The sequence below is a fragment of the Leifsonia sp. NPDC058230 genome, from assembly GCF_042882245.1.
In the GTDB taxonomy this organism is placed as follows: Bacteria; Actinomycetota; Actinomycetes; order Actinomycetales; family Microbacteriaceae; genus Leifsonia.
Genome location: NZ_JBHVWM010000003.1, coordinates 92,890 through 107,885, shown reverse-complemented (window position 1 = coordinate 107,885; position 14,996 = coordinate 92,890). Strand labels below are relative to the sequence as shown.

Below are 14,996 nucleotides of genomic sequence, written 5' to 3'. Positions count from 1 at the left end.
CCGACCATTTTGCCACGCCCCGCGCCCGCGCGCATCCGCGACGGCGCGCGCGTCCGCGCGCACCGCCGGAACGGATCAGTGGAAGAAGTGGCGCTCTCCGGTGAAGTACATCGTGACCCCGGCCGCCTGCGCAGCTGCGATCACCTCGTCGTCGCGGATGGATCCGCCCGGCTGCACGATCGCACGCACACCGGCGGCGATGAGGATCTCCGGGCCGTCGGCGAAGGGGAAGAACGCGTCCGACGCAGCCACCGACCCGGCAGCCCGCTCGCCCGCGCGGGTGACCGCCAGGTTGCACGAGTCGACACGGTTGACCTGACCCATTCCGACGCCGACGGATGCGCCGTCGTGCGCGAGCAGGATCGCGTTCGACTTCACGGAACGGCACGCCTTCCAGGCGAACTCGAGGTCGGCGCGGGTGGCCGCATCCGCCTCGCCGCCGGCGACGAGCTTCCAGCCGGCGGAGCCGCCGGTCGTCAGGTCGAAGCGGTCCGCATCCTGAACCAGCACGCCGCCCGAGATCTGACGGAACTCGGTGACCTTGCGGGCGTACCCCTCGGGCAGCTGCAGGATGCGCAGGTTCTTCTTGGTCTGCAGCAGCTCGAGCGCCTCCGGCTCGTACCCGGGCGCGATGAGCACCTCCGTGAAGATGCCCTTCACGGTCTCGGCCATCGCGAGGGTGACCGTGCGGTTGGCCGCGATCACACCGCCGTAGGCGGAGACGGGGTCGCAGGCGTGCGCCTTCTCGTGGGCGACGGCGATGTCGTCGTCCACGGCGATGCCGCACGGGTTCGCGTGCTTGATGATGGCGACCGCGGGCTCGGCGAAGTCGAACGCGCTGCGGAGGGCCGCATCCGCGTCGACGTAGTTGTTGTACGACATCTCTTTGCCGCCGAGCTGGATCGCCTGGGCGATCCCGTGTCCGGTCGGGTCGACGTAGAGCGCGGCCGCCTGGTGCGAGTTCTCTCCGTAGCGAAGGGTCTGCTTGAGCTCGGCCTGCACTGCGAACCGTGCCGGGAACTCCTCGGTCGTCGGGGCATCCCCGGCGAACCAGGCTGCGACCGCGCCGTCGTAGGCGGCGGTGTGCGCGAAGGCCTCGGCAGCGAGCACGCGGCGCTGGTCGAACGTGGTGCCGCCCGCGGCGAGCGCCTCGACGATCTGCCCGTAGTTATCCGGCGACACGACGATCGCGACGTTGGCGTGGTTCTTCGCCGACGCGCGGACCATCGCCGGACCGCCGATGTCGATCTGCTCCACGACGTCGTTGCCCACCGCACCGGATGCGACGGTCTCGACGAACGGGTAGAGGTTCACGACCACGAGCTCGAACGGCTTGATCTCGAGGTCCTTGAGCTGGGCTTCGTGCGATTCGAGCCGCAGGTCGGCGAGCAGTCCCGAGTGGATCGCGGGGTGCAGCGTCTTCACGCGGCCGTCGAGCGACTCCGGAAAGCCGGTGACGCTCGCGACATCGGTGACGTCGAAGCCGGCGCCGCGGATGGTCGAAGCAGTGGTTCCGGTCGAGACGATCTCGACACCGGCTCCGGCGAGCGCCGTGGCGAGCTCGAGAAGCCCGGTCTTGTCGCTGACCGAGATCAGCGCTCGGCGGATGGGGACGATGTCCCGTTCACGGTAGAGGCTGGAGTCGTGGCTGGGTCCACTCATACTCGTGCGAGCTCCTTGAGGTCGATGTGTCCATTGGCGATGTCGAGGACGGCGTCGATGAGCAGCCGTCGCTCCACAGGTTTGATGCGCTCGTGCAGCGCTGCTTCGGTGTCTCCCGGATGCACGGGCACGCGCTGCTGGCTGATGATCGGTCCGGCGTCCACGCCGTTGTCGACCACGATGAGGCTCGCGCCGGTCTGCGTCGCGCCGGCGGCCAGCGCATCCCGCACCCCGTGCGCCCCGGGGAACTCGGGGAGGTAGGCCGGATGGGTGTTGATCAGGTACGGCGAGAACGCGGCGACGATGCTCGGGGGCACCAGGCGCATGAAGCCGGAGAGGATGACGAGGTCGGGCTCCCATTGCCGGATCTGCTCGAGCAGGGCGTTCCCCCACGTTTCCCGGTCGTCGTACGACGAGAACGGGACGGTGAACGACGGGATGCCGAACTCTTCGGCGTGCGCGAGGCCTTCGGCGTCGCGGTCGGCTCCCACCGCCACGACCCGGGCCGGGAACTCGGCGTCTTCCGACGCCTCGAGCAGAGCGCGAAGGTTCGACCCACCGCCCGAGATCAGCACGACAATCGAGAGCACGCCCCCAGCCTACCGGCCGCCCCGCACCGGGTCAGACCAGCCGGAGTCTCCAGCGGGCCGGGGCGATCCGGAAGATCTGGCGGTAGAGAGCGGTGCCCGAGAGCACACCGAGGGCGATCGAGACGATGGAGCCGACGAGGGCCGTGAGGGTGCTCGCGTCGATGTCGGTGCCCGCGGCGCTCTGGGTGAGGCCGATGAGTCCGGTCGCGCCCGGTACGAGCAGCCAGAAGGCCGGGAGGAAGCAGACGACGGCCGGCGGTGCACCGGGGATCGACTGCACGAGATACGCGACGAGGGTGAGCGCCAGTGCGCCGAAGAACCCGCTGAACGCGCTGCCCATGAGCGCGTTGCCGAGAAGCTGACCGCCGTACGCGACGAGCAGCACCAGGGTGAGGAAGTAGAACGAACGGCGCGGACCGCAGTAGTAGAAGAAGAGACCGAGTGAGAACAGCAGGACCCCGAGCCACGGCTGGAAGGCTCCGAGCGGGGGATGCGAGGAGAACAGCGCGATCGACGCCGGGACACCGGTGATCGTCAGTGCCGCGATGATCCCGAATGCCAGGAACAGCAGTTGCGCGATCCCTGAGACGAGGCGGCTCGAACCGGCCACCATGTCGCCGGCTGCGAGCTCCTGGATCCCGGTCGTCAGCACCGCACCGGGCAACAGCGTCACGAGTGGCGGCACCAGCACTTGGAGCGGTTCGGCGACGAACCCCGCTCTGGCGGCGGCGAACACGATGAGCGCGAGGGCGAACGCCGTGAGGATCGGCAGCAGGATGGCGGCGTACGTCCCCGGCCTGACCAGCAGCTTCGCGACTCCCACCAGAACGCCGAGCACGAATGCGTAGAGCATGCTGATCGGATCGGCGCCGAGCAGCACGAGGCCGACGCCCGCGGCCGCCAGACCGTGGCCGAGAACCCGGAGAACTCTGTTGAACCGTGGCTTGGCCGCGAGAATGGCGTCGATCGCGGCGATCCCCTCCGACGCCGTTATCGTGCCGGCGGTGGCCTGGTCGACGACCGTGTAGATACGGGCGGCGCGGTCGAACCGTACTTCGCCGCCCTGGGACTCGGCGACTTCGAACCGGGTCTCCTTCTCGTCGGGCATCCCGACGAAGATGATGGTCGGAAAGACGATCAACGCCGTGTGCGGGGAACCGAGGGCGACGGCAACCCACTTCAGGGTGCGCTGGATGTCGGTGGACGCCGTTCCCACGGAGAGCAGAGCACTGCCGAGCTTCACGAGAAACTCCTGCAGCTGGGCGGACGGACTCTCGACATACTGCGTCGCCTCGATCGACCGGGCGTGGAAGTCCAGCCTCGGGATGCGCAACTTCGGCCGCCACGCGTTCATCGCCTCGCCCGACCTCCCGTCACCAAACCGATGATCGCGGCGACGGCGACTTCCGCCGCTGCGATCGAACCCACCAGCCACGGATTCGGTCCGACGTCGTGGAGTCGGCCCGGCCCGATCGCGCCCGACGACCACCACGCGAGCAGGCCGAGTTCGATGCCCGCAACGATACCGATGCCCAGAGCGGTCAGGAAGAGCCAGCCCGTTCCGTGCTTCGCCCGTCCCTCGGCGATCGTCGACCGCAATAGGGCGGCCGCGAGAAACCCGGCGACGAGGGGAACGAGCACGCCCACGAGCCCGAATGCGAATCCCCCGGTCGGAATCACGCCGAACAACGGAAGGCCGGGAAGGGGACCGAGGTCGGTTCCGATGGGGCTCACCGCGGATCCGGTGCCGATGGCGAAGCCGGGGCCGATCAGCCAGGACGCCATCCAGATGACCAGGTTCGGGAGCAGAGCGAGCTGCCCGATCGTGAGCGCTGCGCCACCGAGAGCGCCGGCTTGAAGTTGCTCGTACAAGCCGATGATGCTGCCGAAGTTGCCGAAGATGAGCAGCGCCAGGATGATCGCGGCACCGGCGATCACCAGGGCGGCGGCGGCCGTTCCGGCACGGAAGGCGGCACCGGATGCGGTCCGCACTCCGAGCGGGACGCCATCGAGCCAGCGGCGAACGGCGCCTGCCGCGGGGCGTGCCGTCGTCGTGGTCGTCTGAGTGGACGGGGATGTCGTGGTTGCTGCGCTGCCGCGGGATGCGGTCTCACTCCGCTCTCCCGCGCCCTCGATCGCCTGTCCACCACGACCGCCCGCGCGGAGAGCCGCGAAGCCGAGACCGCTCGCCACACCGAGCCCATAGACGAACGCCGGCAGCACGATCCCCTGCCAGAGCGAGGGCTGGACTGGCGCACTTCGCGCCGTCAACGTGACGATCGTCGACAGTGCCGCGAAGGTGGCGACCGCGGTGACCGCGCCCGTCATGCGGTACGGCGTCTCGGCGGCCCTCGTGCCCGTGCGCACCCCGAGGCCCGCTGTGAGGAAGGCGAATCCGAGCGCGGCGATGGTGATCTGGAACGGAAGGGTCGCCGAGGGCAGGCCGAGGGCGGCGCCGAGCTGCGCATCCAGGACCACCGTGAGATTCACGCCGTGGCCGACCAGCCAGACGTCGGCCGCCGCTCGCCAGAAGACGAACCAGTCGGCGGCGAGATGGTACTGCGCAGCCCAGAGCACGGTGAGCGGAACCAGGCAGATCGCGAGACCGATCGCAAGAACGACGACCGCCTCCAGAGCGGCGAGCAGAGCGACGGTTGTGCGATTCATGACCGAATGGAGACTACCGGTCCGTCTCCGCTCCGGCCGCTCGACACTTCGCCCGGGCGTGTGACGCTCAGGGAGCGGTCACCACGGGGGTGTCCTCATCGACCGTCTCGGGGATGGTGATCACCGGCCGCTGCACGAGTTCGAGGATGGCGATGACGACCGCCGCGATCACCAGGGTCCAGATGATCACGCCGGCGCTGAGCGGCCGAAGGAACAGCAGCACGACAGACGCGATCACGGCGACGGCGGCGCGTAGGAGGGCGCGCTGGGCGTAGATCCACTCGCCGGTGCGCCCCGTGCTGATCCCGTGGCGTTCGGCCGCCTCACGCACCCAGGTCACTCCCGCACCGAAGAACCCGCGCAGCCGTCGCGGCACCGCAAACGGCCCCGAGTACCAGGCGACGAGGGCCACCACGATCGCGAGCACGAGGACGGCGACGCCCGTGTCCCTCATCGCCGTGGTCACGGTGTCGAAGACGGTTCGCGCGACTCCGGACGGGAGGAGCGACGGCGAGACGGAGCCGACGAACACGAGGCGACCGATTCCGATGCCTGCGACGATCACGATCATCCCGATCGCAAGGGCGACCGCGGCCCAGATGAGAGCAAGGGAACGGCGGCGAGCCACGAGCACACCCGCGGCGAGGAAGAGCAGCGCGATCCACGGCAGCCACGCACCAGCGCCGACGGCGAGACCGTAGAACAGCTGGATCGTGGGCAGCGAAGAGTTCTGCGCGACGGTGATCGTGCGGTCGACGGACGGGATCTGCGATGCGAAGGTCAGCCCCCGCTGCACCAGCAGTTCCTTGACCCGCTCGATGATCGGCCCGAGCTGGATGCCGACCGATCCGTCCTCCCCGATGGCGATGGCCGCCTTCGGATCGCCCTGCATGGTGGCCACGAGTTGGGTGTGGCTCCGCCTCAGCGCCTGCTGCCACACCTCCTCGAAGGCATCGGAGGCGACGAAGGTTCCGACCGTCGAGTGGATGAGGGAGACGATCCCCTGCGCCGCCGGCCCCTTCAGCGACTCCAGGGCTCTCGTCGCCGCCGGCCCCGTGCCGAGCGAAGCGATGCCGTCGAACACCTGCGACACGACACCGGGGATGTCGACGTTCTCCTGGATGACCGACACGGCCTCGTCCGTCACGAAGGCCTGCACGGCCGGGTCGCTCGCAAGCGGCGCGTACGTGGCGACGAACGAATCCGTGTCGGTCAGCTGGACCTTGGCCCAGGATGCGACGACAGCGGCCGGCGCGAGCACCGCGCCGATGACGATCAGCGCCGTCGCGAGCACCGTCCAGCCCCAGCCGCGCTTGTGCTTCGGCGGCGGGGTGATCGACGATCCGTCGACGATCACCGGAACGGTTGCGTTCGTCTCGTTCTCGATCGTTTCGCGCAGTGCGGCGTTCTCGCTCTCGAGTTGAGCGATCTTCGCGAGGAGCTGCGTGCTGGTAACCCGTGCCATGTCGTCCCCGATCCCTGACTGATGCTCACTGTAGCGCCGCATCCGATCGGCCGGGGATAAAAGATCGGGCCCCGTGGACAAACTCCACGGGGCCCGAGGTTGTGCAGGAGACGCGGCTAGAGCGCGGCGTACACCTCGCGCAGCAGCGCGGCGGTCTCGCTCGGCGTCTTGCCGACACGCACGCCGGCGGCCTCGAGGGCCTCCTTCTTGGCCTGCGCGGTGCCCGCCGAGCCGGAGACGATGGCGCCGGCGTGGCCCATCGTCTTGCCCTCGGGAGCGGTGAAGCCGGCAACGTATCCGACGACCGGCTTGGTGACATTCGCCTTGATGAAGTCGGCCGCGCGCTCCTCGGCGTCGCCACCGATCTCGCCGATCATGACGATCGCCTTCGTCTCGGGGTCGGCTTCGAACGCGGCGAGCGCGTCGATGTGCGTCGTGCCGATGATCGGGTCGCCGCCGATGCCGATGGCGGTCGAGAAGCCGAGGTCGCGCAGCTCGTACATCATCTGGTACGTCAGGGTTCCGGACTTGGACACGAGACCGATCGGTCCCTTGCCGGTGATGTTCGCCGGGGTGATGCCGACGAGAGACTCACCCGGGGTGATGATGCCGGGGCAGTTCGGCCCGATGATGCGGGTCTTGTTGCCCTTCTCCTGCGCGTAGGCCCAGAACTCGGCCGAGTCTTGCACGGGGACGCCCTCGGTGATGATCACGAGGAGGGGGATCTCGGCGTCGATGGCCTCGATGACCGCATCCTTGGTGAACGCCGGCGGGACGAACGCGATGGACACGTCGGCACCGGTCTTCTCGATGGCCTCGGCGACCGTGCCGAACACGGGCAGCTCGACCTCGCCGTGAGTGACGGTCGTGCCGGCCTTGCGGGCGTTCACGCCGCCGACGACCTGCGTGCCGGCCTTCAGCATGAGGGCGGTGTGCTTGGTGCCCTCACCACCGGTGATGCCCTGCACGATGACCTTGGAATCCTTGTTGAGGAAGATAGACATTGTTCTCTCGCGCCCTTACTTCGCTGCCAGTTCGGCGGCCTTGTCGGCGCCTTCGTCCATGGTGAGCGCCAGCGTCACCAGCGGGTGCGCGGCTTCGATGAGGATGCGGCGACCCTCTTCGACGTTGTTGCCGTCGAGACGCACCACGAGCGGCTTGTTCGCCTCGTCGCCCAGGATCTCGAGAGCCTTGACGATGCCGTTCGCGACCGCGTCGCACGCGGTGATGCCACCGAACACGTTGACGAACACGCTCTCGACCTGAGGGTCGTTGAGGATGACGTCGAGACCGGCGGCCATGACCTCGGCGGATGCGCCACCACCGATGTCGAGGAAGTTGGCCGGCTTGACGCCCTTGTGCTTCTCGCCGGCGTACGCGACCACGTCGAGGGTGCTCATCACGAGCCCAGCGCCGTTGCCGATGATGCCGACCTGCCCGTCGAGCTTGACGTAGTTGAGGTCGCTCTCCTTGGCCTTGGCCTCCAGGGGGTCGGCCGCGGCCGCATCCTCGAGCGCCTCATGGGCCGGGTGGCGGAAGCCCGCGTTCTCGTCGAGCGTGACCTTTCCGTCTAGGGCGATGATGTCGCCCTCCTCGGTCAGGACGAGCGGGTTGACCTCGACGAGAGTCGCGTCCTCGCCCTTGTAGACGTCGTAGAGCTTCACGAAGACGTCGGCGACCTTCTCGACGAGCTCGTCCGGGAATCCGGCCGCCTTTGCGATCTCGGTGGCCTTCGCAGTGTCGACGCCGGTGATCGGGTCGACCTCGATGCGTGCGAGCGCCTCGGGCTTCTCGACCGCGAGCTGCTCGATCTCCATTCCGCCCTCGACGCTGGTCAGCGACAGGTACGAGCGGTTGGCGCGGTCGAGGAGCACGGAGAAGTAGAACTCTTCGGCGATGCGGGCGCCACCGGCGACCATCACCCGCCGAACGACGTGACCCTTGATGTCGAGCCCGAGGATGGCGCGAGCCGCCTCTTCGGCCTCGTCGGGGTTCTTCGCGACCTTGACGCCGCCGGCCTTTCCACGACCACCGACCTTCACCTGCGCCTTGACGACGACAACGCCGCCGAGCTTCTCGGCTGCTGCGCGCACCTCCTCGGGAGTGTCCGCGACGATGCCCGGGAGGACCGGGACGCCGTACTGCTCAAACAGGTCTCTGGCCTGATACTCGTATAGATCCACGGTTATCCAATCCGCTGGTGCCGGGCGCGCTCGTGGCGCTGCCTTGTGGTTTTTGCTGGGTGGTCTCCGACGCTAAATAGCTCGACGCCGAGATAAATTCGCCAGTGAGAACTCTAGCGCGTCCTCCTGAACGCCCGCGCAACCCGTGACGACCGAACGGTGCGATCTCCTCCACAACCCGTGTCTCTCGGGAGTTGTCCACGATTCCCCGCTCCGGCGCCCGGCAGCGCCGCTGGTCGAAGACCGTGGTCGCATGACACATCGCATCACAACCTTCACCACGGCGCTCTCGCTCGGCGGGCTGCTGTTCTTCCTCTCCCTGATCTTCAGCGTTCCGGGGGCCCGCGCCCTCACTTCGAGCGACCACGGGGTCGGTTACACCTCGAGCACCGGCTGGTGGTTGGGCACGTATTCGCTCGACGACGGTACCCGAGGGTTCTGCCTGCAGGCCGGGCGGCCGAGTCCCGTCGGGCATCCTGCCGACTACGTCGAGGGCGATCAGCTCGGCTGGTTCAGCCCGGCGCAGTCGGCTCAGCTCGCGTACATCTCCCGCAACTGGGCGGCGACCGACGACCGGCTCACCGCTGCCGCGGGTCAGATCGCCACCTGGATGGTCGCCGGCATGAACGACCAGACCCCCGACTTCTACGCCGCCCGCGCCGGCGCGGATGCCGCGGGCGTGCTCGATCGCGCGAACGCGATGGTGGCCGAGTCGTCGCGGGAAGCCTCACTCGGCGTCACAGCCACCGCAGACGTGCGGCTGTCAGACCAGGGGCCGAGCTCGGTGAGAGTCGAACTCATGGTCGATCGGCTCTCCGGGCCGCATGAGCTCGCCCCCTCGACTCACACCGGGCGGCTCGACCTCACCGGCGCGACCTTCGAGGACGGATCGACTTCGGCGACGATCGAGAACGGCGTGGATGTGCCCATCCTTCCGACGGGCGATGAGCAGACGGTGTCCGTGTCCGCGACCGCCGTCTTCGCTGCACTGCCGTACGGCGATCGGATTCGCGTCGCCGTCTCCCACGACGACGTGCAATCCCTCCTCGTGGCCGTTCCCGCGAGCGCAGCGGCTCACGCGGGCGGCGAAGGCACCGTCGTCTCTCCCCTCCCGTTCCAGCCCACCGTGCGAACCGTGACCAGTGCGACGGATGCGCAGCCCGGGGCAACGATCAGCGACCACCTCGTCGTCGACATCGAGAAGGGGGAAGGTCTGCTTCCGCATTGGGGCCTGAGGCTGGATCCCCAGGTGGACGATGCTTCAGACGCAGTCGGCGCCCTGTTGCCGGTGGAGGCTGTCGTCGAGAGTTCGCTGCTCGGACCGTTCGCCGACGAGATCGTCGCCGCCCCGGCCGCTCCCGCCGACGCCCCCGTGGTCTGCACGGTCGAGGTCCTGGTCTCCGGACCGGGCGAGTACGACACCCCTGAATGCACCCTGGCCGCGCCCGGCTATTACGTCTGGGTCGAGAAGATCGATCCTTCCCGCACGCCCGCCGACCAGGGAGGCACCCGGATGCGCCCCTGGCAGTCGACCTTCGGGATCGCCTCGGAGATCACCCGCGTGACCGCTCCCGTACCGGCCGCGACACCCGCCATGCTGGCGAAGACCGGTATCGACCCCGTCGGCGCGGCTTGGGCCGGTGGCGTGGCCCTGGCCGCTGGAGCGTCGGCGATCATTCTCGGCTCGCGCCGACCTCGGGTGAGAGCTTCGTGACGGCCAGGAGCGTCTCGGCGGCCCGCGACCTTCGGTACGGGTCGGGCGGATTGCGCGCATCGTGCGCATCGGGCGGCGCATTTCCCGACTCTTCGCAGGCTTTCGCGACAGAATGGCGCCGTGCAGCAGACACCGACCGGCCACTCCCTCACCGCGAAGGACATCGCGGGCGAGGCGCTGTACCTCGCCGGCGGGGGGCGCGCGCTGCTGCTGCAGATAGCGCATCCGGCCGTGGGGCGCGGGGTCGTGGAGCACAGCGACTTCGCCAACCGGATGCTCGACCGCCTGCACGCGACGATGACCTACGTCTACGCCTCGGTCTATGCGACACCCGAGGAGTTCGCGGTGGTGCGGCGCTCGGTCAACCGGGCGCACGCGCCGGTGCACGCCGAGGCCGAGGGGGACCAGCCCGCGTACAACGCGTACGACCCCGGTCTGCAGCTGTGGGTGGCCGCGACCCTCTACGAGACCATGATCGGGCTCTACAACCGGGTCTTCGGCCCGCTGCCACCGAACGACGCCGAACGCCTCTACCGCGAATTCACTGCGATCGGGTCGGCGCTGCAGGTTCCGGCCGAGGCGTGGCCGGCCGATCGCGCGGCGTTCGCCTCGTACTGGGAGCAGATGCTCACAACGCTCCGCCCGAACGACGCCACACGAGCCGTGGCACGCCAGATCCTCTACCCGCGGGCGATCCCGGTCTGGATGAGGATGCTGTTCCCGGGTGCGCGCCTGGTCACCGCCGGCCTCCTCCCGGAGCAGCTGAGGCAGGACTTCGGCCTCCCGTGGACCGAGCGAGCCGCACGCTCCTTCGACAGGTGGATGCGCTGGGCGGCGGTGGTCTACCCGCGCATCCCCGCATCCTGGCGCCATCGCCCCCGCGAGGTGTACCTGAATCGGCTTCGCAGACAGGTCGCGGCCGGCAAGGCGGCGGAGGCGTCGGCGCGGACGGCCACGCAGACCGCGGCGGACTCACTGCCGGGCTCTGTGCCGGGCGCGGACTAGGGGCCGAGTGCCTTCGCCCGCTCCAGACCGCGCGCGGCGAGCATGAGCATGATGCCGACCGCCGCTCCCAGCACCGTTTCGAGCACCCGGTCGATAGCGAGTTCGCTGAGCGGTACCGGAGTCGCCAGATACGACACCGACAGGGCCATCGGAGTGATGAACACGAGCGCCGACCCGTAGTGACGCCCGACGAGGATCTCGGCGAACACTTGACAGACCACGATCACCCCGATGACGACGATGGGCGGCGGCGACCAGAAGAGCACGAGCACCGTCAACCCGACTCCCACGATCGTTCCGATGATCCGGTGCAGCGATCGAGAGATCGAGTGCGCGGCACGCGGCGGAGGGATCACGGCGACCAGGCTCACGACAGCCCAGTACGCGTGACCGAGGCCGAACAGCATCGCCACCCCTCCGACGATCAGCACGCCGATCACGCTCTGGCCGACCGTGAGCCACACCCGCGGATCCCGGATTGCAGCGGCGTCCGTGCGCGGGCGGCGGGCCAGGTTCTTGAAGAACACCGAACCGAGACGGCCCTCCGCGGCACTCCCGCGCGCCAGCGCGGAGCGGCGCACCACCCATCCCGACATCGTGAGCAGCCAGGAGAACGCCGCCGCTCCGAGGGCGATCCCGAGCCGCAACGGCACTTCGCCGACCGTGGTCGGAACGGCTGCACAGACCAGGAGCGCGAACACGAAGAACAACGGCTGAGCCGGGATGAGCTGGAAGGTCGCGGCGAGCAGGATTCCTCCCGTGACGACGAGAACGAGCAGCGGAACGAGAAGCCCGATCGGCTCCCCCAGTACTGCGACGAGAATCCCGAGGGCGATGGTCGCGAGCAGCGCGACCCCGGCGATCGACACGCTGCGGATGCGGGTGCGGTACGGCTCGTTCCGCCCGTACAACGCGGTGAAAGCGCCGAACGTCGCGTACGCGGTCAGATCGAGCCGGCCGACGGCGAGCAGCACCAGCAGCGGAACGGCCACCGCTAGTCCTGCGCGCACACCCACTTCCACGCTCAGGCCCGCCGGGCCCGCCGGTCCCGCCGCCCGCGCCGGATCGGCGCCCGGCGAGGCGGGAGCGGCCGCCATCACAGCTTTTCGATGGGAGCGATCTTGATGAGCAGCTTCTTTGCGCCCGCCTTCTCGAACTGCACGTGGGCGACCCGCTTGGCGCCGAGGCCGGTCACGGTCGTCACTCGTCCCTCGCCGAAGTCGGAGTGCCGGATGCGATCGCCGGCAACGAGCTCCAGGTCGCCGTTGTCGCGCACCTGACCCGTCACCCGGTTGGGCCATTCCGTCTTCGGCTTGGACGCGAATCCGCCCGACGTCATGCTGTCGTTCCAGCGCGATCCCGAACCGCCGGACCCACCCGAACCGTAGCCCGACCCGCCCGAGCCCGAGTCGCCCGAACCGGAACCGAGCCCCGGCCGGCGCGCGTTGAGCGCCCTCGACTGGCTCCCGCCTCGTCCGTTCGCGGTGCCCGGCGACTGCTTCCAGTCGATCAGGTCGGCGGGGATCTCCTGCAGATACCGGCTCGGCATGGCGACCGCCGTCTCGCCGAACTGAGCCCTGGTCATCGCCAGCGAGAGGAAGAGCCGCTTCTTGGCACGCGTGATGCCGACGTAGAACAGCCGTCGCTCCTCGGCCGGGCCACCGGGCTCGTTCGCCGACATGCGGTGCGGCAGCAGGTCCTCTTCGATACCGGTGAGGAACACGGCGTCGTACTCGAGACCCTTGGCGGTGTGGAGAGTCATCAGCGAGACGGTGCCGCTGGAGTCGTCGATCTCGTCCGCTGCCGCGACGAGCGAGACCTCGGTCAGGAAGTCGACGAGTCCGCCGTCGGGGTTGTTGCGCGCGAATTCGCGGGTCACGGCGACGAGTTCGTCGACGTTCTCGGCGCGTGCCTCGTCTTGAGGGTCACGACTGTTGCGCAGAACGTCGAGATAGGTGCTCTTGTCGAGCAGGTAGGTGAGCACGTCTGCCACGGGCGACACACCCGCCGGGTTGGCGGGATCGACCATCGCGCCCGCCTCGTCGAGCAGTGCGGCAAGCTGCAGGATCGCGGCGGTCACCTTGGGCCCGAGTCCGAGCGACCCGGCGTCGCGCATCGCCTGGCGGAAGTTGATGCCGTTGTCGTCGGCGTAGCTCTGCAGCTGGGTCTCGGTCGCCGGGCCGATCCCGCGCTTCGGGGTGTTGAGGATGCGACGCAGCGCGAGGGTGTCGTCGGGGTTTGCCACCGCGATGAGGTAGGCCATCGCATCCTTGATCTCGGCGCGTTCGTAGAATTTGGTGCCGCCCATGATGCGATACGGCAGGGCCGAGCGGATGAAGATCTCTTCGAGCGCACGCGTCTGCGCGTTGGTGCGGTAGAAGACGGCGATGTCTTTGTAGTCCATGCCGGCGCTGTGCAGCTTCTCGATCTCGTCGGCCACGAACTGCGCCTCGTCGTGCCCCGAGTATCCGGTGAAGCCGACGATCTTGTCGCCATCGCCGACGGCGGTCCACAGCTTCTTGTCTTTGCGGTCGAAGTTGTTGGCGATCACCGAGTTGGCAGCGCTCAGGATGTTCTGGGTCGACCGGTAGTTCTGCTCCAGCAGCACCACCTTGGCGCCCGGGAAGTCGCGCTCGAACTCGACGATGTTGCGGATGTCCGCCCCGCGGAATGCGTAGATCGACTGGTCGGAGTCACCCACCACCGTCAGCGAGGCGCCAGGGATGACCCCCACCGCATCCCGCATCGACTCGACATGGTGGCCTTGCGCCTCGAGCTCGTCGGCGACGGCGGGTGCGATCGGCATGGTCAGCTCGCGGATGAGCGCGTACTGCGCATGGTTCGTGTCCTGGTACTCGTCGACCAGGATGTGGCGGAATCGCCGCTGATACAGTGCGGCGACCTTCGGGAACGCACGGAAGAGGAAGACCGTTTCGGCGATGAGGTCGTCGAAGTCGAACGCGTTGGCGGTGCGCAGGGCGCGCGTGTACTGGCGGAAGATCTCGAGGAACATCACCTCTTGCGGGTCGCTGAGGTTCGCCGTGCGCGCGAGCGTCTCGATGTCGGTGAGCTCGTTCTTCAGCTTGGAGATGCGCCCGGCGGCGCCTGCAACCGTGAACCCGAGCGTGTCGGCGTCGAGGCCCTTGATGATCCGCTTCAGCAGAGCGCGCGTGTCGCCCGAGTCGTAGATCGTGAAGCTCTGCGTCTTGCCGATGGTCTCGGATTCGCGGCGGAGGATGCGCACACAGGCCGAGTGGAACGTCGAGATCCACATGCCCTGGGCCTTGCCACCGAGAAGGACCTCGACGCGCTCACGCATCTCGGCCGCTGCCTTGTTCGTGAACGTGATGGCGAGCACCTGGCTCGGCCACGCCTCACGGCTCTCGATGAGGCCGGCGATGCGGCGGGTGAGCACGCTCGTCTTGCCCGATCCAGCGCCGGCGACGATGAGCAGCGCGGCACCGCGATACTCGGCCGCGATGCGCTGCTGCGGATTGAGGCCGTCGAAGAGCGAATCGTGCGGAGACGCGCCCGAGCCGCCCGCGCCGTTTCCGGGGTGGCCGGGGCCCTGCCGACCGTCGAGGATGATCGGGGTGGCGGAGTTCGCGGCGGAGGGGTCGGAGAGGCTCGTCATGTCCTTACGATTTTACCCGCCGCCACTGTCATCCGGAGCCGCGTCCGCTCCTGGCGAGTATCGCGTTCCGTTCGCC

The 14,996-nt window shown here is 68.6% G+C and carries 11 protein-coding genes; 2 read left to right on the top strand and 9 right to left on the bottom strand.

Translation table 11 applies throughout. The features are described from left to right. Positions 1 to 75: 75 nt before the first annotated feature. The 7 genes from purH to sucC all read right to left on the bottom strand — a co-directional run bounded on the left by purH (position 76) and on the right by sucC (position 8,567). A complete protein-coding gene (gene purH / locus ACFVV0_RS10320; protein WP_387062096.1) occupies positions 76 to 1,662 on the bottom strand; it encodes a bifunctional phosphoribosylaminoimidazolecarboxamide formyltransferase/IMP cyclohydrolase in 1,587 nt (528 codons plus the stop codon). Then, the gene (purN, locus tag ACFVV0_RS10315; RefSeq protein ID WP_387062093.1) at positions 1,659 to 2,252 is read right to left on the bottom strand and encodes a phosphoribosylglycinamide formyltransferase; all 594 of its coding nucleotides are present in this window, start codon (positions 2,250 to 2,252) and stop codon (positions 1,659 to 1,661) included. The genes purH and purN overlap by 4 nt, the downstream gene beginning before the upstream one ends. Positions 2,253 to 2,283: 31 nt before the next feature. After that, positions 2,284 to 3,606, bottom strand: a complete 1,323-nt coding sequence (locus ACFVV0_RS10310; protein WP_387062090.1) for a threonine/serine exporter ThrE family protein — start codon at positions 3,604 to 3,606, stop codon at positions 2,284 to 2,286. Further along, complete coding sequence (locus ACFVV0_RS10305; RefSeq protein WP_387062087.1) at positions 3,603 to 4,919, bottom strand: DUF6350 family protein; 1,317 nt, start codon at positions 4,917 to 4,919, stop codon at positions 3,603 to 3,605. The genes ACFVV0_RS10310 and ACFVV0_RS10305 overlap by 4 nt, the downstream gene beginning before the upstream one ends. A 67-nt stretch (positions 4,920 to 4,986) precedes the next feature. Continuing rightward, a complete protein-coding gene (locus ACFVV0_RS10300) occupies positions 4,987 to 6,384 on the bottom strand; it encodes a hypothetical protein (RefSeq protein ID WP_387062084.1) in 1,398 nt (465 codons plus the stop codon). Between the two features lie 116 nt (positions 6,385 to 6,500). Beyond that, on the bottom strand, positions 6,501 to 7,388 hold the full coding sequence (gene sucD / locus ACFVV0_RS10295) for a succinate--CoA ligase subunit alpha (RefSeq protein ID WP_387062081.1): 888 nt from the start codon (positions 7,386 to 7,388) through the stop codon (positions 6,501 to 6,503). A 15-nt stretch (positions 7,389 to 7,403) separates the two neighbouring features. Then, positions 7,404 to 8,567 carry an ADP-forming succinate--CoA ligase subunit beta gene (gene sucC, locus ACFVV0_RS10290; protein WP_387062079.1) on the bottom strand — a complete coding sequence of 388 codons (1,164 nt, stop codon included), beginning with the start codon at positions 8,565 to 8,567 and terminating at the stop codon, positions 7,404 to 7,406. Between the two features lie 253 nt (positions 8,568 to 8,820). Between sucC and ACFVV0_RS10285 the strand changes: the two genes are divergently transcribed. Both ACFVV0_RS10285 and ACFVV0_RS10280 read left to right on the top strand, forming a co-directional pair. Next, positions 8,821 to 10,281: a hypothetical protein gene (locus tag ACFVV0_RS10285; protein WP_387062076.1), complete on the top strand. Its 1,461-nt coding sequence runs from the start codon at positions 8,821 to 8,823 to the stop codon at positions 10,279 to 10,281. A 120-nt stretch (positions 10,282 to 10,401) separates the two neighbouring features. Continuing rightward, complete coding sequence (locus tag ACFVV0_RS10280; RefSeq protein ID WP_387062073.1) at positions 10,402 to 11,286, top strand: oxygenase MpaB family protein; 885 nt, start codon at positions 10,402 to 10,404, stop codon at positions 11,284 to 11,286. Here the strand turns inward: ACFVV0_RS10280 and ACFVV0_RS10275 are convergent. Beyond that, positions 11,283 to 12,383, bottom strand: a complete 1,101-nt coding sequence (locus ACFVV0_RS10275) for an FUSC family protein (RefSeq protein ID WP_387062070.1) — start codon at positions 12,381 to 12,383, stop codon at positions 11,283 to 11,285. The genes ACFVV0_RS10280 and ACFVV0_RS10275 overlap by 4 nt on opposite strands. Then, entirely contained in the window at positions 12,383 to 14,920 is a 2,538-nt protein-coding gene (locus ACFVV0_RS10270) for an ATP-dependent helicase (protein WP_387062067.1), read from the bottom strand. The genes ACFVV0_RS10275 and ACFVV0_RS10270 overlap by 1 nt, the downstream gene beginning before the upstream one ends. Between the last annotated feature and the right edge of the window lie 76 nt (positions 14,921 to 14,996).

Bases quoted from the DNA above. Each gene is read 5' to 3' on its own strand.
- ACFVV0_RS10275 (WP_387062070.1), bottom strand. From the start codon at position 12,383: ATGGCGGCCGCTCCCGCCTCGCCGGGCGCCGATCCGGCGCGGGCGGCG.
- sucD (WP_387062081.1), bottom strand. From the start codon at position 7,388: ATGTCTATCTTCCTCAACAAGGATTCCAAGGTCATCGTGCAGGGCATC.
- ACFVV0_RS10310 (WP_387062090.1), bottom strand. From the start codon at position 3,606: ATGAACGCGTGGCGGCCGAAGTTGCGCATCCCGAGGCTGGACTTCCAC.
- ACFVV0_RS10300 (WP_387062084.1), bottom strand. From the start codon at position 6,384: ATGGCACGGGTTACCAGCACGCAGCTCCTCGCGAAGATCGCTCAACTC.
- ACFVV0_RS10270 (WP_387062067.1), bottom strand. From the start codon at position 14,920: ATGACGAGCCTCTCCGACCCCTCCGCCGCGAACTCCGCCACCCCGATC.
- purH (WP_387062096.1), bottom strand. From the start codon at position 1,662: ATGAGTGGACCCAGCCACGACTCCAGCCTCTACCGTGAACGGGACATC.
- ACFVV0_RS10285 (WP_387062076.1), top strand. From the start codon at position 8,821: ATGACACATCGCATCACAACCTTCACCACGGCGCTCTCGCTCGGCGGG.
- ACFVV0_RS10305 (WP_387062087.1), bottom strand. From the start codon at position 4,919: ATGAATCGCACAACCGTCGCTCTGCTCGCCGCTCTGGAGGCGGTCGTC.